The organism is Bradyrhizobium sp. WCU1, from assembly GCF_053474805.1.
This window is the reverse complement of sequence record NZ_CM130280.1, coordinates 6,256,369-6,277,331: the sequence shown is the minus strand read 5'-3', so window position 1 is coordinate 6,277,331 and position 20,963 is coordinate 6,256,369. Positions and strand designations below refer to the sequence as shown.

The 20,963-nt window shown below is 65.8% G+C and carries 23 protein-coding genes; 9 read left to right on the top strand and 14 right to left on the bottom strand.

Annotated elements, in window-relative coordinates:
• Positions 1 to 4: 4 nt before the first annotated feature.
• The 13 genes from ACTUWL_RS29335 to ACTUWL_RS29275 all read right to left on the bottom strand — a co-directional run bounded on the left by ACTUWL_RS29335 (position 5) and on the right by ACTUWL_RS29275 (position 10,852).
• The gene (locus ACTUWL_RS29335; protein ID WP_021077793.1) at positions 5 to 952 is read right to left on the bottom strand and encodes an ABC transporter ATP-binding protein; all 948 of its coding nucleotides are present in this window, start codon (positions 950 to 952) and stop codon (positions 5 to 7) included.
• Positions 949 to 1,734 carry an HlyD family secretion protein gene (locus ACTUWL_RS29330; RefSeq protein WP_021077794.1) on the bottom strand — a complete coding sequence of 262 codons (786 nt, stop codon included), beginning with the start codon at positions 1,732 to 1,734 and terminating at the stop codon, positions 949 to 951. The genes ACTUWL_RS29335 and ACTUWL_RS29330 overlap by 4 nt, the downstream gene beginning before the upstream one ends.
• Positions 1,731 to 2,456, bottom strand: a complete 726-nt coding sequence (locus ACTUWL_RS29325) for a TetR/AcrR family transcriptional regulator (protein WP_021077795.1) — start codon at positions 2,454 to 2,456, stop codon at positions 1,731 to 1,733. The genes ACTUWL_RS29330 and ACTUWL_RS29325 overlap by 4 nt, the downstream gene beginning before the upstream one ends.
• A 238-nt stretch (positions 2,457 to 2,694) precedes the next feature.
• Positions 2,695 to 3,105 (bottom strand): DUF2000 family protein, encoded by a 411-nt coding sequence (locus tag ACTUWL_RS29320; RefSeq protein WP_021077796.1) that lies wholly within the window; start codon positions 3,103 to 3,105, stop codon positions 2,695 to 2,697.
• A gap of 135 nt (positions 3,106 to 3,240) precedes the next feature.
• Positions 3,241 to 3,648, bottom strand: coding sequence for a DUF4189 domain-containing protein (locus ACTUWL_RS29315; RefSeq protein ID WP_021077797.1), 408 nt, complete (start codon positions 3,646 to 3,648; stop codon positions 3,241 to 3,243).
• 246 nt (positions 3,649 to 3,894) lie between these two features.
• Entirely contained in the window at positions 3,895 to 5,499 is a 1,605-nt protein-coding gene (locus ACTUWL_RS29310) for an NTP transferase domain-containing protein (RefSeq protein WP_021077798.1), read from the bottom strand.
• Positions 5,496 to 6,197: an XdhC family protein gene (locus ACTUWL_RS29305; RefSeq protein ID WP_021077799.1), complete on the bottom strand. Its 702-nt coding sequence runs from the start codon at positions 6,195 to 6,197 to the stop codon at positions 5,496 to 5,498. Before ACTUWL_RS29305 ends, ACTUWL_RS29310 begins: the two co-directional genes overlap by 4 nt.
• A gap of 2 nt (positions 6,198 to 6,199) precedes the next feature.
• Positions 6,200 to 6,523 carry an XdhC family protein gene (locus ACTUWL_RS29300; RefSeq protein ID WP_021077800.1) on the bottom strand — a complete coding sequence of 108 codons (324 nt, stop codon included), beginning with the start codon at positions 6,521 to 6,523 and terminating at the stop codon, positions 6,200 to 6,202.
• A gap of 28 nt (positions 6,524 to 6,551) precedes the next feature.
• Positions 6,552 to 7,754 carry a vWA domain-containing protein gene (locus ACTUWL_RS29295; protein ID WP_021077801.1) on the bottom strand — a complete coding sequence of 401 codons (1,203 nt, stop codon included), beginning with the start codon at positions 7,752 to 7,754 and terminating at the stop codon, positions 6,552 to 6,554.
• A 117-nt stretch (positions 7,755 to 7,871) separates the two neighbouring features.
• Positions 7,872 to 8,777 (bottom strand): AAA family ATPase, encoded by a 906-nt coding sequence (locus ACTUWL_RS29290; RefSeq protein WP_021077802.1) that lies wholly within the window; start codon positions 8,775 to 8,777, stop codon positions 7,872 to 7,874.
• 99 nt (positions 8,778 to 8,876) lie between these two features.
• Positions 8,877 to 9,683, bottom strand: coding sequence for an FAD binding domain-containing protein (locus tag ACTUWL_RS29285; RefSeq protein ID WP_021077803.1), 807 nt, complete (start codon positions 9,681 to 9,683; stop codon positions 8,877 to 8,879).
• Between the two features lie 68 nt (positions 9,684 to 9,751).
• Entirely contained in the window at positions 9,752 to 10,237 is a 486-nt protein-coding gene (locus ACTUWL_RS29280; RefSeq protein WP_021077804.1) for a (2Fe-2S)-binding protein, read from the bottom strand.
• A 168-nt stretch (positions 10,238 to 10,405) separates the two neighbouring features.
• Positions 10,406 to 10,852 carry an SRPBCC family protein gene (locus ACTUWL_RS29275; RefSeq protein ID WP_021077805.1) on the bottom strand — a complete coding sequence of 149 codons (447 nt, stop codon included), beginning with the start codon at positions 10,850 to 10,852 and terminating at the stop codon, positions 10,406 to 10,408.
• Between the two features lie 211 nt (positions 10,853 to 11,063).
• On the opposite strand from ACTUWL_RS29275, the gene ACTUWL_RS29270 reads away from it, so the two are divergent.
• From ACTUWL_RS29270 to ACTUWL_RS29260, 3 genes are all read left to right on the top strand, one after another.
• Complete coding sequence (locus ACTUWL_RS29270; protein WP_021077806.1) at positions 11,064 to 12,419, top strand: 3-carboxy-cis,cis-muconate cycloisomerase; 1,356 nt, start codon at positions 11,064 to 11,066, stop codon at positions 12,417 to 12,419.
• Positions 12,420 to 12,475: 56 nt separating this feature from the next.
• Complete coding sequence (gene pcaD, locus ACTUWL_RS29265; RefSeq protein ID WP_021077807.1) at positions 12,476 to 13,258, top strand: 3-oxoadipate enol-lactonase; 783 nt, start codon at positions 12,476 to 12,478, stop codon at positions 13,256 to 13,258.
• Positions 13,259 to 13,374: 116 nt separating this feature from the next.
• Positions 13,375 to 13,767, top strand: a complete 393-nt coding sequence (locus ACTUWL_RS29260) for a carboxymuconolactone decarboxylase family protein (protein ID WP_021077808.1) — start codon at positions 13,375 to 13,377, stop codon at positions 13,765 to 13,767.
• Here ACTUWL_RS29260 and ACTUWL_RS29255 read toward each other — a convergent pair.
• The gene (locus ACTUWL_RS29255; RefSeq protein WP_021077809.1) at positions 13,747 to 14,274 is read right to left on the bottom strand and encodes a hypothetical protein; all 528 of its coding nucleotides are present in this window, start codon (positions 14,272 to 14,274) and stop codon (positions 13,747 to 13,749) included. The genes ACTUWL_RS29260 and ACTUWL_RS29255 overlap by 21 nt on opposite strands.
• Positions 14,275 to 14,457: 183 nt before the next feature.
• Between ACTUWL_RS29255 and ACTUWL_RS29250 the strand changes: the two genes are divergently transcribed.
• The 6 genes from ACTUWL_RS29250 (at position 14,458) to ACTUWL_RS29225 (ending at position 20,847) form a co-directional block, all read left to right on the top strand.
• Positions 14,458 to 15,213 carry a hypothetical protein gene (locus tag ACTUWL_RS29250; RefSeq protein ID WP_021077810.1) on the top strand — a complete coding sequence of 252 codons (756 nt, stop codon included), beginning with the start codon at positions 14,458 to 14,460 and terminating at the stop codon, positions 15,211 to 15,213.
• A 520-nt stretch (positions 15,214 to 15,733) separates the two neighbouring features.
• Positions 15,734 to 16,651 (top strand): ABC transporter permease subunit, encoded by a 918-nt coding sequence (locus ACTUWL_RS29245; RefSeq protein ID WP_018272404.1) that lies wholly within the window; start codon positions 15,734 to 15,736, stop codon positions 16,649 to 16,651.
• Positions 16,652 to 16,661: 10 nt separating this feature from the next.
• Entirely contained in the window at positions 16,662 to 17,987 is a 1,326-nt protein-coding gene (gene livM / locus ACTUWL_RS29240; RefSeq protein ID WP_021077811.1) for a high-affinity branched-chain amino acid ABC transporter permease LivM, read from the top strand.
• Positions 17,984 to 18,817, top strand: a complete 834-nt coding sequence (locus tag ACTUWL_RS29235) for an ABC transporter ATP-binding protein (protein WP_021077812.1) — start codon at positions 17,984 to 17,986, stop codon at positions 18,815 to 18,817. Before livM ends, ACTUWL_RS29235 begins: the two co-directional genes overlap by 4 nt.
• A complete protein-coding gene (locus ACTUWL_RS29230; RefSeq protein WP_021077813.1) occupies positions 18,814 to 19,563 on the top strand; it encodes an ABC transporter ATP-binding protein in 750 nt (249 codons plus the stop codon). The genes ACTUWL_RS29235 and ACTUWL_RS29230 overlap by 4 nt, the downstream gene beginning before the upstream one ends.
• A 165-nt stretch (positions 19,564 to 19,728) precedes the next feature.
• Positions 19,729 to 20,847 (top strand): branched-chain amino acid ABC transporter substrate-binding protein, encoded by a 1,119-nt coding sequence (locus ACTUWL_RS29225; protein WP_021077814.1) that lies wholly within the window; start codon positions 19,729 to 19,731, stop codon positions 20,845 to 20,847.
• Positions 20,848 to 20,963 lie beyond the last annotated feature (116 nt).

Sequence of the window (20,963 nt, the reverse complement as noted above, 5' to 3'; positions counted from 1 at the left end):
GACACTATCCCTGGAAGTTGTCCTTGGAGCGCCCCATCAGGTCGATGAAGACGTCCTCGAGCGACGGCTCGCTCGGCTGCCAACGCCACTTCGAACTGTGGCGGTAGGGTGCGATCGCAGCCTCGAGCGCCGCCTTGTCCCGGCCGGAGACATGCAGGCTGGTGCCGAACGGCGCCACCATGTCGACGCCGGGCTTACCGGTCAGCTCGGCCATCAGCCCGTTGAAATCCTCGCCCGTCACCGTCCAGGTCGACAGCGCGGAGGCCGCGATCACCTCGTCCACCGTGCCGTGGGCAAGCAGATGGCCGTAGGCGATGTAGGCGATCTCGTGACAGCGCTCGGCCTCGTCCATGTAATGTGTCGAGACCAGCACGGTGAGGCCTTCGGCGGCGAGCGCATGGATCTCGTTCCAGAAATCGCGCCGCGCCTTGGGATCGACGCCGGCGGTCGGCTCATCCAGCAGCAGCAATTGCGGATTGGGCAGCGTGCAGGCGCCGAGCGCCAGCCGTTGCTTCCAGCCGCCGGACAATTCGCCGGCGAGCTGCTCCTCGCGGCCCTTCAGCCCGATCCGCGCGATCATGTCGGCCGCGGCGCCGCGCGGGTCCGGCATGCCATAGAGCCGCGCGACGAACTCCAGATTCTCGCGCACCGACAGATCCTGGTAGAGGCTGAAGCGCTGCGTCATGTAGCCGACCTTGCGCTTGATCTTGTCGGCATCGCGCCGGATGTCGTAGCCGAGGCAGGTGCCCTCGCCGCTGTCGGGCGTCAAGAGGCCGCACAGGATGCGGATGGTCGTGGTCTTGCCGCTGCCGTTCGGACCGAGGAAGCCGTAGATCGAGCCGCGCTTGACCTGCATCGACAGGTCATGGACCACTTCGCGACCGCCGAACGATTTGGTCAGGCCCTTCACATCTATGGCAATACCGGGCGCACTGGTTTGGCCGCCGTTCATCTGCGGTCCGCCACGGGGGTCTTGGGATTGAGATAGACGCTGATCGGCTGGCCAACTCTCAGCACATCGGGCCGGCTCGGCCGCGCCTGGATCAAATAGACCAGCTTGTTGCGCTCATCGAGGCTGTAGATCACCGGCGGCGTGTATTCCGCCGTGGTGGCGATGAAGTAGATCTTCGCGGTGAGATCGGCGGCGCAATTATCGCAGGTCACCCGCACCTGGTCGCCGAGCGCAAGCTTCGGCAACTCGGTTTCCGGCACGAAGAAGCGCAGCTTCATGTTGCCGGGCGGCATGATCGACAGCACCGGGCGTTGCGCCTGCACCATCTCGCCCTCGCGGAAATAGATCTGCTGGATCGAGCCCGCGATCGGCGCAAAACCCTTGCGGCGGTCGAGCCGGGTCTGTGAGGTGACGACGCGCGCCTCGGCGACGCGCAGCGCCGAGACCGCGGAATCGAGGTTGGCCTGGGTGCCGGCGCCGGTGCCGCGCAGCGAGGCGGCGCGGTCGTAGCTCTGCTGCGCGTTGGCGAGCGTGGCGTTGTTCTGGTTGAGATCGGCGCGCTGCAGATCGTCGTCGACCGAATAAAGCAGCTCGCCCGGCTTGACCTCGTCGCCTTCGCGCACGTTGAGCTTGATGACGCGGCCGGATTCGTCGGGGCTGACGAAGATCATGTCGGCCTCGACCCAGCCCTGGAAGCCTGGATCGCGCGTCTCCTTGCATCCGGCGAGCGCCACCGCCAGGGCGGCGACCGTGATCAGCTTCATCATGCGCGGCGCGGTCATGTCTTCCTCCGTTCGCCGAAGATCAAGTCGAGATGAACCTTGAACATCGCGAGCCCGTCGAGCGGCGCGTGCCGGGCGAACAGGCTCTGCCAGATCACCGCGACGATCGCGGGCGCAACGACCAGCTGGGGAAACTCGCCGAGCTCGCGCTGCTTGATCTCGCCGCGCGTGATCGCGAGCTGGACCAGCGCCTTCATGCCGGTCAGGCCCTTCGACACCACCTCGCGGAAATAGAAATCGGCGATCGCCGGAAAGCGCGGCCCTTCCGAGACGATCAGACGGATGATGTCGCCGCGCCTGGTCGACACGACCTCGCGGATGAAGGTCTCGGCAAACCCCTCCACCGCGTCGCGCACCGGACCGGTGATGGTGGGCAGTGCCGTCATGCGGCTGATCAGCGGCACCAGCGCGGTGCGGATCAGCTCCTCGAACATCGTCTCCTTGTCCTTGAAGTAGAGATAGAGCGTGCCCTTGGCGACGCCGGCCCGCTTGGCGACATCGTCGAGCCGCGTCGCGGCGTAACCGCGCGCGATGAACTCATCCATCGCCGCCTCGACGATCGCAGCGCGCCGCTCCGCCGATTTCTCGGCGCGGTTCGCCGGCGGCCTCGCCTCGGGCAGCTTCGCCGAAGCCACTTTCGGGATCCTCGCCGCGGCAGCCCGGATCGTGGCCGGGCGTTTGGCGGGCTTGGTGCGGGTCGTTCTTTCGGTGCGCTTTGCCATGACCACATTATGACTGACTGGTCAGTCATTGTCAATTCGCTGAAGGATAGCGCGTTCCCTTACGAAAGGTTGCTGTTCGCCGGCTTGAGCGCGATCAAATCACCGCACGTTCTTCGTCATTCCGGGGCTCGCGAAGCGAGAGCCCGGAATCCATTGAGCCGCAGAACTCCTGGATGAATGGATTCCGGGGCTCGACGCTGCGCGTCGCCCCGGAATGACGGCGGGAAGCGGTGTCGCGCTATGTATGAAACTTCAGCCCATCGAGGATCTTGTCGGCCACCTTGCGCTCGGCGCGGATGGCGAGGCCGACCAGATTGAGCTCGGTGCGCGCCACCGCCTTCACGACCTCGCGGTTGGCGGCGTCGTGCGTGGTCTTGAACATGTCCTCGGTGTAGAGCGCAGGCTTCACGTCGCGCGCCAGCGCGCGCTCCAGGGCGCGTGACAGCTGCGCACGGTCGGCGCCGTAGATCAGGATCGGCTGGCCGATCAGGGAGAGATACCTCGTCCCCGAGCCGTCCTCATAATTCTCGCCGATACATTCGGGAAAGGAAGCGGCGATGCCACCGGCGAGAAACGACGCCACGTTGAGCTTCTGCCAGACTTCCAGGTCGGTGCGGATCACGACCGCGATCTTGGTGTCGAACTGCATAGCGGTAAACCTATCCGCAGGCCGACGGCCAACACCAGCCCTGACGGCGCATCCCTCGCCTGCCCGTCAGGCGCCGGCGTTCGTTTCCTGCAAGGCTTACGCGGCCGACCGTCGCCGCCATTCTTGTAGCCCGCGCTAGCCCTTGGCGTCGCAGGCCCAGGCGCGGATCACGCATTCCTTGCCGCCAAACTCGTAGCACTTCTTGGTCGCGGCATTGAGCGAGCTCGAGATCCTGGGCGCCACCGCATAACCATGGGCGCCGCAGGGATTCTTCATATCGATCGAGAGCGCGGCGCAGGCGCGCTTCATGGTGACGGTGGTGCAATCGCCCTTGCACTGCTTGAGCGCCGCGGCGCGCGCCGCGCCTTCGGCCGAATAGTCGTAGGCCTGGCCATAGGCGCCGCACTTGCCGACCGCGAACGCACCGGCCGCGTGCGCTTTGGGCACGAAGGTCTCCACGGAGAAACGCGCGGCACCCAGCAGCAATGTCAGGACAAGTATCGTCAGCGCGCGGCGCTGCGCGGCGGCGGTCGAAATGATCAAGCGGAAATCCCCCAAAGTCCGGCGCGGACTGTACGCGGGGGTCGTTGCCAGATGGTGAATGACGGGTTGAGGGCGCGACGAAGCTCTATCCACGCGTCGTCCCGGCCTAGTGCGCAATTGCGCACGGGGGCCGGGACCCATAACCACAGGGTTGAGTTATTGAAAGAGGCTGCGGCTACAACGTCGTGCAACAATCGCTTTCGGTGGCAATGGGTCCCGGCCTTCGCCGGGACGACGGCTGATAGTTCAGCCTCGCCTTGCCGCTTCCAGCGCCTGCGGCGTGTCGATGTCGAGGAAGGCGCTGTTGCCTTCGACCGGGACCTCCGCGACCACTTCGGCGTGCTTGGCGATCAGGTGGCGGGCGCCGATGTCGCCGTCGAGCGTCATCAGCTCCTTGAAGAAGCGGCGCGACCACAGCACCGGATTGCCGCGGCGGCCCTCGCTGACGGGGACCGCGATCAGATGGCCGCGGTCGGGCGCGAAGGTCTCGATCAAGCGATCGATCAGCGTGGCATCGATCAGCGGCATGTCGCCGAGGCAGACGATCGCGCCGTCGGCGCGGTCTGACACCGCGGAGATACCCGCCTTCACGGAGCTCGCAATACCGCCAGCGAAATCCGGATTGCGCACGAACTTGACCTTGAGTCCATCGAGCGCCTGCTCGACCAGGTCGGCCTGATGCCCGGTGACGACGATCACCTCCGAGGCCTTCGAGGCCAGCGCCTGCTCGGCGACGATGCGCGCGAGCTTCTTGCCGTCGAGCTCGGCGAGCAGCTTGTTGGGGCCGCCCATCCGGGTCGAGCGGCCGGCGGCGAGCACGATCGCCGCGACGTTGCGGTTGCCTTCGGTGTCCGGCACGGTGCGCGGCTGCGGCCGCGTCACGATCTCCATCAGAAGACCGCCGACACCCATGCCGGTGAGATCCGACCGCGTCACCTTGATGCCGGCGAGCAGCCGCATCAGCACCCAGTCGAAGCCGTTCTCGACCGGCGAGCGCGCGCAGCCCGGCGCGCCCAGCACCGGCACGCCGCCGGCGCTGCCGATCAAGAGCAGATTGCCGGGATCGACCGGCATGCCGAAATGCTCGACGGCGCCGCCGATCTCGGTGATCGCGGCCGGGATCACGTCACGGCGGTCGGCGATTGCGGATGCGCCGAACACGATGACGAGCTCGGCGCCGAGCCCGAGCAATTCCTTGATCGAGGCGGCGAGCACGGTCTCGTCATGCGGCACGCGGCGTTCGGCGATGATGGTGGCGCCGGCCGGCGCGAGACGCTCGGCGGTGACGCGCAGCGTCTTGTCGATCACCTTCGGTGCGAGGCCCGGCAGCAAGGTCGAGACCACGCCGACCTTCTTGATCACATAGGGCGCGATCCGCAGCGTGTCGCGGCCCGCCACCGCGACGGCGGCATCGCGCAAGCGCCCCTCGACACCGAACGGGATCAGCTTGACGGTTGCGATCATCTCGCCTTCGACCACCGGCTTGTAGGCCGCGAGCGTCGCGAAGGTGATCGCCTCGTCGACGCCGTTGATCCGATCGACCGCGGCGCGGTCGACCACCAGCACCCCGGGGCGCGCCGCGAACAGATTGGCGCGGCCGGTGAAGGCGCGCTCGACATTGACGCCCTCGCCCGCCACCGCCTGTGCGATGCTGGCGGCCGCGACGTCTTCCGAGACGTCGCCGTCCTCCAGACGCACCACGACGACGTCCTTGACGCCGGCCCTGGTCAGCGCCTCGACTTCATCCGGGCCGATGGTGGTGCCCTTCTTGAGCACCAGCGCGCCCTGGCGGAGCGTATGCACGGTGACGCCGCCAATCGCGTCGGCCAGACTGGCGGGACCGAACTTCATGCCGCTTCTTCTTTTTCCTTGGGAGGCAGACGCAGCTGCGCGGTGATCTCGGCCATGATCGATACCGCGATCTCCGACGGCGACACCGCGCCGATGTCGAGCCCGATCGGCGCGTGGATGCGCGCGATGTCGCTGTCCTTGGCGCCCTGCGCGCGCAAGCGCTCGGCGCGCTTGGCGTGGGTTTTGCGCGAGCCGAGCGCGCCGATATAGAAGCACTCGCGGTCGAAGGCGTGCAGCAGCGCCGGATCGTCGATCTTCGGATCGTGCGTCACCGCGACGAACGCTGTGTAGTGATCGACGTTGAGCGGCGGCAGCGCGACGTCGGGCCATTCGGCGACCAGCGGCACGTCGGGGAAACGCTCGGGGCTTGCAAACGCCGTGCGCGGATCGACCACCGTGACGTCATAGTCGAGCGACCGCGCCAGCGGCGCCAGGGCCTGGCTGATATGGACCGCGCCGATGATCACGAGCTTTGCGGTCGGCGCGTAGACGTTGAGGAACAGCTTCTTGCCCGCAACCTCGACATTGCCGCTCTTGCCTATCCGCAGCTGCTTCGACAGTTCGGCGCGCAACGGATCGCCGGCGATGTCCGCGGCTTTGACCAGGCGTTGATCGCCATTGGCGGTGTCGGTGACGATGATGACCGGACGGCGCGCAGCACGCTCGGCATTGAGCTCTTTCAATATCTCGAGTTTCACGGCTAACCGACCTTCTCGACGAAGACGCGGATGGTGCCGCCGCAGGACAAGCCGACATTCCAGGCGGTCTCGTCGGCGACGCCGAATTCGAGCATCTTGGGCTGGCCGCTCGCGATCACGTCGAGCGCCTCGGTGACGACGGCGCCCTCGACGCAGCCGCCGGAGACCGAGCCCAGAAACGTGCCGTCGTCATTGATGACGAGGCTGGAGCCGGCCGGGCGCGGCGCCGAGCCCCAGGTCTCGACCACGGTAGCGAGCGCCACGCCATGGCCCTGCTTCTGCCAGGTCTCGGCGGCCTGAAGGATGTCTTCGTCGCGGTTGAGCATGGTGGCCTCCTGCTATCGGGTCAGGCTTCTAGGCTACGGAACGGATCAAACTGCGGTGGTGCGCCGGCGGCGGGGATGACAGCGCCCCGATCAAGCCCTTGATGGACGTCAAGTTATGCACCGGGCGAAATTCGTCAACGTGGGGCAGCATCATTTTGATGCCCTGCGCCTTGGCCTCGAAGCCGGAATAGCGCAGCAGCGGGTTGAGCCAGATCAGGCGGCGGCAGGAGCGGTGCAAACGGTCCATTTCGAAGGCCAGTTTGGCATCCGCCTCCCGTTCTAGTCCATCGGATATAAGGAGGACGATGGCGCCCTGCCCTAGCACCCGGCGGGCCCAGAGCTGGTTGAAGGTGTGCAGCGAGGTCGCGATCCGGGTCCCGCCGGCCCAGTCCTCGACCGAGGACGAGCAGCTCGCCAGCGCCTCGTCGGGGTCACGCGCCCGTAACGCGCGCGTCACATTGGTCAGGCGGGTGCCGAACAGGAACACCGAGACCCGCTTGCGGGCGTCGGTGATGGCATGCAGGAAGTGCAGGAACAGCCGGGTGTACTCGCTCATCGAGCCGGAGATATCGAGCAGCGCCACGATCGGCGCCGGCTTCTCGATCCGACCGAGCTTCCTGATATCGATGATCTCACCGCCGGTGCGCAGCGAATTGCGCACGGTCCGGCGCATGTCGAGCCGCAGGCCGCGCGCGTTCGGCTGGTAACGGCGGGTGACGAGCTCGGCCTGCGGCAACCGCATCTTGGCGATCTCGCGCGTCACCTCGGCGATCTCGGCCGCGGTCATCTGCGCGAAATCCTTCTTCTGCAGCACCTCCTTGTCGGAGACCGATAGCTTCAGCTCCTGCTCCTGGGCCTGCGGCCGCTCCTCGGTTTTCGCCGGCTGCGCCATCGCCTCCTGGACCCGGCGCGAGGCCGGCGGCGGCTTCTTCCTGGCGTGGTCGGGCAGCGGCACCGAATCCAGCATGCTCTTCCACTCCTCAGCGGCTCGGAAGAACAGCATGAAGGCCTGGTGGAAGATCAGCGCGTGCTCATGGCGCTTGACGAAGATCGCCTCCAGCGTGGCGTAGAAATCGGAGCGGTTGCCGACCTCGATCAACTGCAACGCATTGAGCGCATCGATCACCGAGCCCGGCCCGACCGGCAACCCCGCCGCCCGCAGCGCGCGGGCAAAGCCGATCACATTGTCGGCCATGTGGCCGGTCGGGGGATTGAGGTGGTTGATCGGCATCGAGCTATCCACTCCCGTCATTCCGGGGATCGCGAAGCGAGAGCCCGGAATCCATTGTTCAGCGTCAAGGCGGCCCGATGGATTCCGGCTCGCGCTGTGCGCGCCCCGGAATGACGGCTAGTCGCTCGTCGCTTCCTTCAATGTCTTCTGCAACGCATCGCCCTGCATGCGCGCGATGTCGTCCTGGTATTTCAGCAGCGCGCCCAGCGTGTCGCCGACCACCTGCGGCGTCAGCGAGCGGGCGTCGAGCTCGGACAGTGCGGTGGCCCAGTCGATGGTCTCGGCAACGCCCGGCGACTTGTAGAAGTCCTGGTTGCGCAGCGCCTGCACGAAGCGGACGACCTGCTGCGACAGCTTGGCGGAGATGTTCGGCACCCGCGATTTGACGATCGCGAGCTCTCGCTCGGCTGTGGGATAATCCACCCAGTGATAGAGGCAGCGCCGCTTCAGCGCGTCGTGGATCTCGCGGGTGCGATTCGAGGTGATGATCACGATCGGCGGCGCCGGCGCCTTCACGGTGCCGAGCTCGGGAATGGTGACCTGGAAGTCGCTGAGGATTTCCAAGAGATAGGCCTCGAACGCCTCGTCGGCGCGGTCGAGCTCGTCGATCAAGAGCACCGGCGGCCCCGCGACATCCGGCTCGAGCGCCTGCAACAGCGGCCGCTTGATCAGGAAGCGCTCGGCGAAGATGTCGCTCGCGAGCTGGTCGCGATCGGTATCGCCGGAGGCTTCAGCGAGGCGGATCGCGATCATCTGCGCCGCGCTGCTCCACTCATAGACGGCGGAAGCGACGTCGAGGCCCTCATAGCATTGCAGGCGGATCAGCTTGCGCCCGAGCGCCGCCGACAGCACCTTGGCGATCTCGGTCTTGCCGACGCCGGCCTCACCTTCGAGGAACAGCGGCCGGCCCATGCGCAGCGCGAGATAGGTGACGGTCGCTAGCGACCGCTCGGCCAGATAGCCGCGCGAGGTCAAGAGCTCCTCGAGCGCATCGACGGAAGTGGGTAACGCCGATGCACTCATGGAACAGCCAGTCTTCGAACGGGGGTCAGCGAGGTCACGCGTGAAATCTAGTCCCTGGGATCCAGTTCCGATCTAGTCCCTTGGATCTAGTCCTTGGATTTAGCCCTTGGCATTGGCGGCTTCCACCGCCCGGCGCGTCAAAACGCCGATCAGGTGGGCGCGGTATTCCGCACTGCCGTGCAGGTCGCTGTTCAGCCCTTCGGCGGGAACCGCGATGCCGTCGAGCACCTTGTGCGAGAAGCGCTTCTTCAAGGCCTCCTCGAACGCGGTGGCGCGGAACACGCCGTCGGAGCCCGCACCCGTGACCGCGACGCGGACGTCGGACGGACGCTTGGCCACGAACACACCGACCAACGCGTAGCGCGAGGCCTGGTTGCGGAACTTGATGTAGGCCGCCTTCTTCGGCAGCGGGAACATCACCTTGGTGATGATCTCGTCGGCCTCCAGCGCGGTCGAGAACAAGCCCTGGAAATACTCCTCGGCTTTCAGGCGACGCTTGTTGGTGACGATGGTCGCGCCCAGCGCCAGCACCGCGGCCGGGTAGTCGGCGGTCGGATCGTTGTTGGCGAGCGAGCCGCCGATGGTGCCGCGATGGCGCACCGCGGGATCGCCGATCATGCCTGCGAGTTCGGCGAGCGCCGGGATCGCTTCGCCAACGATCGCGGAGTTCGCCACTTCGGCGTGCTTGGCGGTGGCGCCGATCACCAGCGAGCGGCCCTTCATCTCGATCGTGTCGAGACCTTCGATATGGGAGAGGTCGACCAGATGCGGCGGGCTTGCGAGCCGCTGCTTCATGACAGGCACCAGCGTGTGACCGCCGGCGATCAGCTTCGCGTCCTCGTTCTTCACCAGGAGGTTGGCGGCCTGCCGCACGGTGCCGGGGCGATGATATTTGAATTCGTACATTGGCGAAATTCCTGGGAATGTCCTGATCGCAGTCGCGACGAATTGCTGATTAAGCGGGATCCGGCTTGTCAGGCCAAATCCGACTTGGCCATCGCCTTGGCGCCGGCGGCGATCGAGGCGACGATGTTCTGGTAGCCGGTGCAGCGGCACAGATTGCCTTCCAGCTCCTCACGGATCACCTCGTCGGAGAGGTCGTGGCCCTTGCGATGGACCAGGTCGACGGCGGTCATGATCATGCCCGGCGTGCAAAAGCCGCACTGCAGGCCATGATGCTCGCGGAAGGCCTCCTGCATCGGATGCAGCGGCGCGCCATCGGCGGCCAACCCCTCGATGGTCTTGACCTCATGACCGTCGGCCATCACCGCAAGCGTCGTGCAGGACTTCACCGCCTTGCCGTCCAGGTGCACGACGCAGGCGCCGCACTGCGAGGTGTCGCAGCCGACATGGGTGCCTGTCAGCCGCAGGTTTTCGCGCAGGAACTGGACCAGAAGGGTACGGGGGTCGACATTCGCGTTAACGGGATTGCCGTTCACGATCATTGAAATCTTGGCCATCAGCACTCTCTTATCTGCCCCGCCGCATATCGGCGAAGCAGGCGGTTTAAAATCATTCCAGACGGCATAATATGGGCGCGCCCCGCGATGGGCAACCTTTGGAGCCACCCATCCAGGACATAGCGGGAAGCCTTGGCCGGACCCAGATAGTCCAGCCGGAAGGCAGGGCTAACCCTGCACCGCCTTTGCAAAATTTGCAAAGAATTCGTCGGCCAGCTTCTTGGCGGCGCCGTTGATCAGGCGCTGGCCGAGCTGGGCGAGCTTGCCGCCGATCTGCGCCTCCACGTTGTAGCTCAGAAGCGTGCCGCCGTCCTTGTCGGCAAGGCCGACGGTGGCGCCGCCCTTGGCGAAGCCGGCGACCCCGCCCTCGCCTTCGCCCGAGATCTTGTAGCCGTTCGGCGGATCAAGGTCGCTGAGCATGACCTTGCCCTTGAAGCGGGCGGAGACCGGGCCGACCTTCATCTTGGCGGTGGCGCGGAAGCCGCCCTCATCGGTCTTCTCCAGCTCTTCGCAGCCGGGAATGCAGGCCTTCAACACCTCGGGATCGTTGAGCTTGTCCCACACAGCCTGTCGCGGCGCTGCAAGCTGGACTTCGCCGGTCATTGTCATGGCCATGGGGGGACCTCCTCGATCGCAAGAAACCTTTTCCCCCAAGTAAAGCAGCCCGGGCGCAAAGGAAAGGCCACCTTGGGAGGATGAGCGATGCATATTCGCAACCGCAGCAAGCCGAGCGCATCGTTCACGAAATCGCGCGGTCCGCTTGCCGGATGTGACGGCAGCGCAGGGGCATTGGCAGCGACGCGCAGGAGTGGTTAGGTCGCGCGCCATGAGCACAGCCCTCTCCCCCCTGCTTGCGCCGATGCTGTCGAGCGCGGCGATGCGCGCGGTGTGCGACGACGCCGCCACCCTGCAGAACATGCTGGATTTCGAGGCCGCGCTGGCCCGCGCCGAGGTGGCCTGCGGCGTGATTCCCGCAGCCAGCGCTGGACCGATTGCCGCGGCCTGCAAAGCCGAATCATTCGACCTCGCGGCGTTGGCCGATGCGGCGACGCGATCGGGCAATCTGGCGATTCCCCTTGTGAAGGCCCTGACCACCAACGTCGCCAAAGCGGATGCCGAGGCGGCCCGCTACGTGCATTGGGGCGCAACCAGCCAGGACGTCGTCGACACTGCGACCATGCTGTCGTTGCGCGCCGGCATCGATGCGCTGCTCGCCGATCTCGATCGCGCGATTGCCGGATTTGCCGGGCTTGCGCGTGCCCACCGCGACACCGCAGTGGTGGCGCGCACCTGGTTGCAACACGCGCTGCCGATGCCGTTCGGCCTCAAGCTCGCCGAATATGCCGCGGCGCTGCATCGCTCGCGCCAGCGCTTGCTGCGGCTGCGCCGCGAGACGCTGGCCCTGCAATTCGGCGGGGCCGCCGGCACCCTCGCCGCGCTCGGGGACAAGGGACTAGCGGTGGCCGCAGCACTGGCGAAAGACCTCGACCTGCCCCTGCCCGATGCGCCCTGGCACACCCATCGCGACCGCATCGCGGAGGCCGCGTCCGTGTTCGCCATCCTCGCCGGCAGCTGCGGCAAGATCGCGCGGGACGTTTCGCTGATGATGCAGACCGATGTCGGCGAAGCCTTCGAGCCGGCCGGCGCCGGCCGCGGCGGCTCCTCCACCATGCCGCACAAGCGCAATCCGGTCGCCGCCGCGAGCGCGCTCGGCGCCGCGACGATGGCGCCGAATCTCGCCGCGACGATCTTCGCCGCACAGGTGCAGGACCATGAGCGCAGCGCCGGCCCGTGGCACGCGGAATGGCCGACCCTGCCGAGCCTGATGCTGGTGACTTCAGGTGCGCTTGCCGCGATCGTCGATCTCGCCGAGGGGCTCGAGGTCGATGCGGCGCGGATGCGCGTCAATCTCGATGCGACGCAAGGGCTGATCATGGCGGAAGCCGTCACCTTTGCGCTGGCCGACAAGATCGGCAAGAGCGACGCCCATCACTTGATCGAGGCCGCCAGCAAGAAGGCGGTCGCCGATAAGAAGCATCTGCGCGATGTGCTGTCGGCGGATGCCAAGGTCACCGCGCATCTCGACACCAAGCGGATCGCAGGACTGTTCGAGCCGATGGCCTATCAGGGCGCCTCACAGGTGCTGATCGACCGGTTGCTGGCTTCACTGGATGAGAAATAGCGAAGATGTCATTGCCGGGCTTGGCCCGGCAAGCGCATGACGAGAGGGACAAGACGATGCCGATGATCAACGCCGACGGATGCCTGCTCAACGTCCAGGTGGATGGCCGCGACGGCGGGCCGACCTTGATGCTGTCGAATTCGCTCGGCTGCACCTTGCAGATGTGGGAGCCGCAGATGCGGGCGCTGACGCAGATGTTCCGCGTCATCCGCTACGACCGCCGTGGTCACGGCAAATCCGGCGTCCCGGCCGGCCCCTACTCGATGGAACGGTTCGGCCGCGACGTGCTCGCGATCCTCGATGACCTCAACATCGAGAAGGTGCATTGGTGCGGCCTGTCGATGGGCGGCATGGTCGGACAATGGCTTGGCGCCAACGCTCCCGAAAGATTCGGCAAGATCATCCTCGCCAACACCGCCTGCTACTATCCCGATCCGACCAACTGGCTGAATCGCATCAAGGCGGTGAAGCAAGGCGGCATCGCCGCGGTCGCCGACACCGTGATCGCGGGCTGGCTGACCGCCGAATTCCGCGAGCGCGAGCCTGAGACCACGGCGCGCATGAAGGCGATGCTGCTGGCCTCTCCGGTCGAAGGCTATCTCGCCTGCTGCGAAGCGTTGTCGACGCTCGACCAGCGCGCGCTGCTGCCTGGGATCAAGAGCCCGACACTGGTGATCGCAGGCAAGCAGGACATGGCGACGCCGGTGTCGGCGGGTGAGATGATCCGCAGCGGCATTCCCGGCGCCAGCATGACGCTGCTGGATGCCGCGCACATCTCCAATGTCGAGCAGTCGCACGCCTTCACCGAAGCCGTGGTCGGCTTCCTGACGCAACGCTAGCCCCCGAGCAGCAATGGACGTCATTGCAAGCGAAGCGAAGCAATCCATGTCACCGCCTGCCGTAACATGGATTGCTTCGTCGCTTCGCTCCTCGCGATGACGAGGAGGAGAATTCAATGGACGACAACCAGCGCCGCGACGACGGCATGACTCAGCGCCGCAAGGTGCTCGGCAATGAATGGGTCGACAAGTCGATCAAGAACCGCAACGCGTTCAACACCGACTTCCAGGATCTGATCACGCGCTATGCGTGGGGTGAGATCTGGACGCGGCCGCATTTCGATCACCGCACGCGCCGCGTGCTCGTCATCGGCACCATGGTCGCGCTCGGCCAATGGGATGAGTTCCGCCTGCACGTGCGCGCCGCGCTCACTGAGGGCGGCTTCACGCCCGAGGACATCAAGGAGATCCTGCTGCAACAGGCTATCTATTGCGGCGTGCCCGCGGCCAATCACGCCGTCAAGGAAGCCGGTGCGATCATTGCCGAACTAGGGCTGCTGAAGGGATAGCTCGCTCGCCGGGGCTCCGGCCTCGGCGACAGGCGCCTTGGTGACGGGCTTCGCCGGCTGCTCGAACAGCATCACGATCGCGGTGCCGAGCAGCATCAGAAGCTCCGACGCGTGCATCCGCAGCGCTTCGATCTCGCCGACCCTGGAGGCCATCATCATGCTGGCGAAGCTCAGCACGCTGCCGAGGCAGAGCGCCACCGCAAGCGCCTCGTCGGCGCCGCTGCTGTTTCTACGCAGCGGCGAGAACGCGGCCATCGCCAGGAAGACCGCGAAGAACGCCACCACGGTGATCCGCGCCAGCGCCAGCAGCCATGCCAGCCGCACCGTCGCCATCTTGCCGAGGTGCAGATAGTCGCTCGCATACAGTGCGATCGACACGCTCGGCCGCTCATAGAGGCCGTGGATCGGCGACACCATGATGCTGAAGGCGATGATGGTCCAGACCGGAATGAAATAGACCGCAAGCAGCGCGCCATTGAAGGAGCTGATCCGCCAGTTACTCGACATTGCCGCTTCCCGTGCTTGCCGCGCCTTATCGACCGGCGACGGTTCAGCCTGCGAGGTAACGCCGATCGATTGCCGGCAGCAATTTAAACCCTTTGTTAAGGTTAAGCGCGGTGCGATTGTGCCGGGACCGATGCGATCGGGGCCGGCCGGGATCCTGCGCCAGCCGAGACAAAAGGGGGTAAAATGACCGAAAGAACCCGCGTTTTCGTCGCAACGCCCTGCTTCGGCGGCGACCTGAAGATGGCCTATGTGTTATCAGCGCTGAAGCTGCAGGCTGCGGCCACGGCCCGGGGCATCGACATCCAGTTCAACCTGATCGGAAACGAATCGCTGATCGTGCGCGCCCGGAACGAACTGGCCCACCAATTCCTGATGTCCGGCGCCAGCCATCTGCTGTTCATCGATGCCGATATCGGGTTCGAGCCCGAGTCCGTGTTCCGGCTGCTGGACAGGGGCGCCGACGTTTCGGCGGCGGCCTATCCGCTCAAGCACATCGATTGGGCAAAGGTGCAGCGGGCGGCCGACGCCAAGCGGCAGAACCTCGCATCATCGTCGCTGGACTATGTCGTGACGTGGGAGGGCGAGCAGATCCAGGCTCGCGACGGTTTCGCAAAGGTCCGCTACGCCGGGACCGGGTTCCTGCTGCTGAAGCGGTCGGTCCTCGTCAGGATGTGTGATGCCCATCCGGAGCTGAAATATCGAGCCAACCACAAGACCAATGACTTGAACACCGGCGACCTGGTGCGCGCCGACCTCGACCGCGTGTCGCTGTTCGAATGCATGATCGACAAGACGACCGGCGAGTATCTGTCGGAAGACTACGCGTTCTGCCGGCGCTGGCTCGACCTCGGCGGCGAGATCTGGCTCGACCTGCGCAGCGAATTGACGCATTTCGGATCATACGCCTTCCGCGGCCGCTTCGCCGATCAATTGGCATGAACCACAGCGGACACAAACAAATGAGCTGACGACAGGGACCTCGCGACGCGGCGAGACCCTTTTTGTTGCAGCTGCTCAGTTGCCCCGATGAGGGCTTCGGGCTTCTCACGCCGGGACGGTTCCTGAGGCACCCGCGCTTCTGACCTGGGCTCCGGATGCTCGTTGTTTCATCAAGCTGGGGACAACGCGCGCATCGGGACCGCAGTTGCGCTGGGAACGCGGGTTCCGGCGCGATCATTGCAAGGCAACGAGGTGTCGCCCCCTGTGACATCGGAACCGCACCCGCCAAAGTAGTTATGTACAAAGCCCTCTCTGCTGCTGCCATGCTGTTGCCGCCGCCGGGGTTCCGCTGTTAGAAAATACCGCGACGCGACGGACCAGGCTGCCGGGGGCCCTCGCCGCGTCACCCGCGACGTGGCGTTTTCGAGCGAAGTGGAGACCGGTTCGCGTGAAGACAACGCGTCCAAATCAAACCGAGAGCCCGTTCGGTTCTCAACCGAACAGGCCCTGACGGCAGCGCATGGATTATTTCGCCCAGCAACTGATCAACGGCCTCGTGCTCGGTTCGATCTATGGCCTGATCGCCATCGGCTACACGATGGTCTACGGCATCGTCGGCATGATCAACTTCGCCCATGGCGACATCTTCATGATCGGCGGCTTCATCGCGCTGATCTCGTTCCTGGTGCTGGTGTCGCTCGGCCTCACCGCGATCCCGCTCATCCTGCTCATCGTGCTCCTGGTCTCGATGGCGATCACCGCGCTCTACGGCTGGACCATCGAGCGTATCGCCTACCGGCCGCTGCGGCATTCGTTCCGCCTGGCGCCGATGCTGTCGGCGATCGGCATGTCGTTCGTGCTGACCAACTTCTCGCAGGTGTCGCAGGGCGCGCGCGTCAAGCCGGTGCCGCCGATCATCACCGGCGGCTACACGCTGCATGAAGGCTCGCAGGGCTTCGCCGTGCAGCTGTCCAACATCCAGATCATGGTCGTGCTCGCCACCATCGTGGTGCTCGCGCTGTTCACCTGGCTGGTGTCGCGCACCCGGCTCGGGCGCGACATGCGCGCCTGCGAGCAGGACCAGACCATGGCCGCGCTGCTCGGCGTCGACGTCGACCGCACCATCTCGATGACCTTCGTGATCGGGGCCGCGCTCGCCGCCGTCGCCGGCATGATGTACCTGCTGTATTACGGCCTGGTCGATTTCTTCATGGGCTTCGTCGCCGGCATCAAGGCGTTCACGGCCGCCGTGCTCGGCGGCATCGGCTCGCTGCCGGGCGCAATGCTCGGCGGGCTCGCGATCGGCCTGATCGAGACGTTCTGGTCGGCCTATTTCTCGGTGGAGTACAAGGACGTCGCCGCGTTCTCGATCCTGATCGTGGTGCTGATCTTCATGCCGACCGGCCTGCTCGGCCGTCCCGAAGTCGAAAAAGTCTGACAGGCACTTCGTGAGCGCGACCTCAGCCCGCCCCTCGCACGCCGCGCAGCCCTCGGGCAGCGCCTTCATTCTCAAGAAAGCGCTGATCAGCGCCCTCGTCGCGCTGGTGCTGTTCTCGCTGATGATCGGCGTGCGCACCGAGGCCGGACCGCAGGGCGGCCTGATCTACTGGACCCGGTTCGGCGACCTCGCCGCACTGGTCGGCACCGTGTTCGGCGGCAGCATCATCATCGAGCTGCTGCGGCAATGGTGGGGGCCGGTCGACAAGGACCGCCTCGTGCCGAAACCGGTGCAATCGGCGATGTCGTTCGCCGGCCGCTGGCTGGCGCCGGCGCTGCTGGTGTTCACCTTCCTCGTGCCCGTCATCTTCTACAACCAGCGCTACATTCTCGACCTGTCGATCCTGGTCCTGACCTATGTGATGCTGGGATGGGGGTTGAACGTCGTGGTCGGGCTCGCCGGCCTGCTCGACCTCGGCTATGTCGCCTTCTATGCGGTCGGCGCCTATTCCTACGCGCTGCTTGCGACCAATTTCGGATTGTCGTTCTGGGTCTGCCTGCCGCTCGCCGGCATCCTGGCGGCGTTCTGGGGCGTGCTGCTCGGCTTCCCGGTGCTGCGGCTGCGCGGCGACTATCTCGCGATCGTGACGCTCGCATTCGGCGAGATCATCCGCCTCGTCATCATCAACTGGCAGAGTCTGACCGGCGGCCCCAACGGCGTCTCCGGGATTCCGCGTCCGACCATGTTCGGCATTCCGCTGACGCCCGGCGATGACGGGCTCGCCGCCAAGCTCGGCATCGAGTTCTCGCCGACCCACCGCCTCGTCTTCCTGTTCTATCTGATCCTGGGGATGGCGCTGCTCACCAACTGGGTGACGATCCGGCTGCGGCGGCTGCCGATCGGCCGCGCCTGGGAAGCGCTGCGCGAGGACGAGGTCGCCTGCCGCGCGCTCGGCATCAACACCACGACCACCAAGCTGACGGCGTTCGCGACCGGTGCGATGTTCGGCGGCTTCGCCGGCGCGTTCTTCGCAACGCGCCAGGGCTTCATCAGCCCGGAATCCTTCACCTTCCAGGAATCGGCGCTGGTGCTGGCGATCGTCGTGCTCGGCGGCATGGGCTCGCAGCTCGGCGTTGCGCTCGCCGCACTGACCATGATCGGCGGCTTCGAACTGTTCCGCGGGCTCGATCAGTACCGCATGCTGGTGTTCGGCATGGCGATGGTGCTCTTGATGATCTGGCGGCCGCGCGGGCTGATCGGCCATCGCGCGCCGACCGTGTTCCTGGAGCGCAACCAGGCGATCTCCTCCGACCTCGTCAAGGAGGGCCACGGATGAGCGGCGACCCCATCCTCACCGTCGACCGCCTGATGATGCGCTTCGGCGGCATCGTCGCGGTCAACGAGCTCTCCTTCGCCGCCGAGCGGCGCAAGATAACCGCGCTGATCGGGCCGAACGGCGCCGGCAAGACCACCGTGTTCAATTGCATCACCGGTTTCTACCGGCCGAGCGGCGGCGCGATCCGCCTCGCCCATGACGACGGCCGCACCATCCAGCTCGAGCGGCTGAACGATTTCCGCATCTCCAAGCAGGCCAAGGTGGCGCGAACCTTCCAGAACATCCGGCTGTTTCCCGGCATGACCGCGCTGGAGAATCTGATGGTCGCCCAGCACAACGCGCTGATGCGCGCCTCGGGCCTGACCGTGCTCGGGCTGCTCGGCCTGCCGTCCTGGCGCGAGGCCGAGCAGCGCGCCATCGAGCTGGCGCGGACCTGGCTCAAGCGCGTCGGCCTGCTCGACCGCGCCGACGATGCCGCGGGCAACCTGCCCTACGGCGACCAGCGGCGGCTCGAGATCGCGCGCGCGATGTGCACGGAGCCGGCGCTGCTCTGTCTCGACGAACCGGCGGCTGGCCTCAACGCGCGCGAGAGCGGCGGGCTCAACGAGCTGCTGCTGTCGATCCGCAACGAACAGGGCACTTCGATCCTCCTGATCGAGCATGACATGTCGGTCGTGATGGAGATCTCCGACCACGTCGTGGTGATGGACTACGGCGTCAAGATCGCCGAAGGGCCGCCGCAGACCGTCCGCGACGACCCCAAGGTGATCGCCGCCTATCTCGGGGCCGACGAGGAAGAGGCGATCGCCGTGATGGAGAGCGGCACGTGAGCGCGCTAGCTGCTACCACACCCCTGCTCGCGGTGCGCGGCGTGCGTGCGGCGTATGGCAAGATCGAGGCGCTGAAGGGCGTCGACATCGAGATCAACCGAGGCGAGATCGTGGCCCTGATCGGCGCCAACGGCGCCGGAAAGTCGACGCTGATGATGACGATCTTCGGCCGGCCGCGCGCCCGTGCCGGCAGCATCGAATATGACGGCAATGACATCACCGGCGTGCCGACCCACGAGATCGCGCGGCTGCGCATCGCGCAATCGCCCGAGGGCCGGCGAATCTTTCCGCGCATGAGCGTCGCGGAGAACCTGCAGATGGGCGCCGACGCCACCGAAAGCAGCGAGGCCGAACGCGAGGCCGGGCTGGAGCGGGTGTTCGCGCTGTTCCCGCGCCTGAAGGAACGCATCGCACAACGCGGCGGCACGCTGTCGGGCGGCGAGCAGCAGATGCTCGCGATCGGCCGCGCCCTGATGAGCCGGCCCCGCCTGCTGATGCTTGACGAGCCCTCGCTCGGCCTCGCACCGCTGATCGCGCGCCAGATCTTCGACGCCATCCGAACGCTGAACCGGCAGGACGGCCTCACCGTCTTGATCGTCGAGCAGAACGCCAACCATGCGCTGAAGCTCGCCCATCGCGGCTATGTCATGGTCAACGGCCTGATCACGCTCACCGGAACCGGCAGCGAATTGCTGCAGCGCCCGGAAATCCGCGCCGCCTATCTGGAAGGCGGCCGCCACGGGTAGTTGCACGTTTCGTGCCGCTCCTGCAGCAGGATGCAGCTGATGCAGCGTCGATTTGCCTGAAAATTGCCGGTGACTTCGCCGCGAAACCAGCCGAGAATGCCCGCGGTTTGAGGGCCCGGCGTGCCGGGCCCTTCCGCAAGAGGCAACGACCACGAGGGACGTCTCATGAAATCACTGAAGCTGATCGGCCTGGCATTGGGCGCTTCGTTCGCATTGTCGGCGAGCGCATTCGCGCAAGACATCACCATCGCAGTCGCGGGTCCGATGACGGGCTCCGAATCCGCTTTCGGCCGGCAGATGAAGAACGGCGCCGAGCAGGCAGTCGCCGACATCAACGCCGCCGGCGGCGTGCTCGGCAAGAAGCTCGCGCTGGAAGCCGACGACGATGCCTGCGATCCGAAGCAGGCGCGCTCGATCGCGGAGAAGATCGGCTCGTCGAAGATTCCGTTCGTGGCCGGCCATTTCTGCTCGTCGTCGTCGATCCCGGCCTCCGAGGCCTATGCCGACGCCAACGTCCTGCAGATCACCCCGGCCTCGACCAACCCGCTGTTCACCGAGCGCAAGCTCTGGAACGTGGCGCGCGTCTGCGGTCGTGACGACCAGCAGGGCCTGGTCGCCGCCGACTACATCGTGAAGAACTTCAAGGGCAAGAACGTCGCGATCCTGAACGACAAGACCACCTACGGCAAAGGCCTCGCCGACGAGACCAAGAAGGCGCTGAACAAGGCCGGCTTCCAGGAGAAGATGTTCGAGTCCTACAACAAGGGCGACAAGGACTTCAACTCGATCGTCTCGCGCCTGAAGCGCGACAACATCGATCTGGTCTATGTCGGCGGCTACCATCAGGAAGCCGGCTTGATCCTGCGCCAGATGCGCGACCAGGGCCTGCAGACCATTCTGATGGCGGGCGACGCCATGAACGATAAGGAGTTCGCCTCGATCACCGGCCCGGCCGCCGAAGGCACGCTGTTCACCTTCGGCCCCGATCCGCGCAACAAGCCGACCGCGAAGGCGATCGTCGAGAAGTTCAAAGCCAAGAACATCGACCCCGAAGGCTACACGCTCTACACCTACGCCGCGATGCAGGTGTGGACGCAGGCCGTCGCCAAGGCCGGCACCACCGACGCCAAGAAGGTGATGGAGACCATCAAGGCCGGCGATTGGGACACCGTGCTCGGCAAGATGGGCTTCGACGCCAAAGGCGACATCAAGGCGATCGACTACGTCGTCTACAAGTGGGACGCCAAGGGCAACTACACCGAGATCAACCCGAAGGGCTCCTGAGCCCCCCGCGCCTGATCCGATCAGAGATACGAAACGCCCCGGTCCGCCGGGGCGTTTTTCTTTGGTACCGCGGCTGCTATACCGGATCGATCGGACAGCAGGCGGACGGGCCCAAT

What these genes read in the sequence shown, in the direction of transcription:
- ACTUWL_RS29310 (WP_021077798.1), bottom strand. Translation starts at nt 5,499, where the DNA reads ATGAAGTTCGGTCCCGCCAGTCTGGCCGACGCGATTGGCGGCGTCACC.
- ACTUWL_RS29285 (WP_021077803.1), bottom strand. Translation starts at nt 9,683, where the DNA reads ATGTACGAATTCAAATATCATCGCCCCGGCACCGTGCGGCAGGCCGCC.
- ACTUWL_RS29290 (WP_021077802.1), bottom strand. Translation starts at nt 8,777, where the DNA reads ATGAGTGCATCGGCGTTACCCACTTCCGTCGATGCGCTCGAGGAGCTC.
- ACTUWL_RS29270 (WP_021077806.1), top strand. Translation starts at nt 11,064, where the DNA reads ATGAGCACAGCCCTCTCCCCCCTGCTTGCGCCGATGCTGTCGAGCGCG.
- ACTUWL_RS29320 (WP_021077796.1), bottom strand. Translation starts at nt 3,105, where the DNA reads ATGCAGTTCGACACCAAGATCGCGGTCGTGATCCGCACCGACCTGGAA.
- ACTUWL_RS29300 (WP_021077800.1), bottom strand. Translation starts at nt 6,523, where the DNA reads ATGCTCAACCGCGACGAAGACATCCTTCAGGCCGCCGAGACCTGGCAG.
- pcaD (WP_021077807.1), top strand. Translation starts at nt 12,476, where the DNA reads ATGCCGATGATCAACGCCGACGGATGCCTGCTCAACGTCCAGGTGGAT.
- ACTUWL_RS29325 (WP_021077795.1), bottom strand. Translation starts at nt 2,456, where the DNA reads ATGGCAAAGCGCACCGAAAGAACGACCCGCACCAAGCCCGCCAAACGC.
- ACTUWL_RS29275 (WP_021077805.1), bottom strand. Translation starts at nt 10,852, where the DNA reads ATGGCCATGACAATGACCGGCGAAGTCCAGCTTGCAGCGCCGCGACAG.
- ACTUWL_RS29295 (WP_021077801.1), bottom strand. Translation starts at nt 7,754, where the DNA reads ATGCCGATCAACCACCTCAATCCCCCGACCGGCCACATGGCCGACAAT.
- ACTUWL_RS29245 (WP_018272404.1), top strand. Translation starts at nt 15,734, where the DNA reads ATGGATTATTTCGCCCAGCAACTGATCAACGGCCTCGTGCTCGGTTCG.
- ACTUWL_RS29225 (WP_021077814.1), top strand. Translation starts at nt 19,729, where the DNA reads ATGAAATCACTGAAGCTGATCGGCCTGGCATTGGGCGCTTCGTTCGCA.
- ACTUWL_RS29280 (WP_021077804.1), bottom strand. Translation starts at nt 10,237, where the DNA reads ATGGCCAAGATTTCAATGATCGTGAACGGCAATCCCGTTAACGCGAAT.
- ACTUWL_RS29255 (WP_021077809.1), bottom strand. Translation starts at nt 14,274, where the DNA reads ATGTCGAGTAACTGGCGGATCAGCTCCTTCAATGGCGCGCTGCTTGCG.
- ACTUWL_RS29335 (WP_021077793.1), bottom strand. Translation starts at nt 952, where the DNA reads ATGAACGGCGGCCAAACCAGTGCGCCCGGTATTGCCATAGATGTGAAG.
- ACTUWL_RS29260 (WP_021077808.1), top strand. Translation starts at nt 13,375, where the DNA reads ATGGACGACAACCAGCGCCGCGACGACGGCATGACTCAGCGCCGCAAG.
- ACTUWL_RS29235 (WP_021077812.1), top strand. Translation starts at nt 17,984, where the DNA reads ATGAGCGGCGACCCCATCCTCACCGTCGACCGCCTGATGATGCGCTTC.
- ACTUWL_RS29330 (WP_021077794.1), bottom strand. Translation starts at nt 1,734, where the DNA reads ATGACCGCGCCGCGCATGATGAAGCTGATCACGGTCGCCGCCCTGGCG.
- ACTUWL_RS29250 (WP_021077810.1), top strand. Translation starts at nt 14,458, where the DNA reads ATGACCGAAAGAACCCGCGTTTTCGTCGCAACGCCCTGCTTCGGCGGC.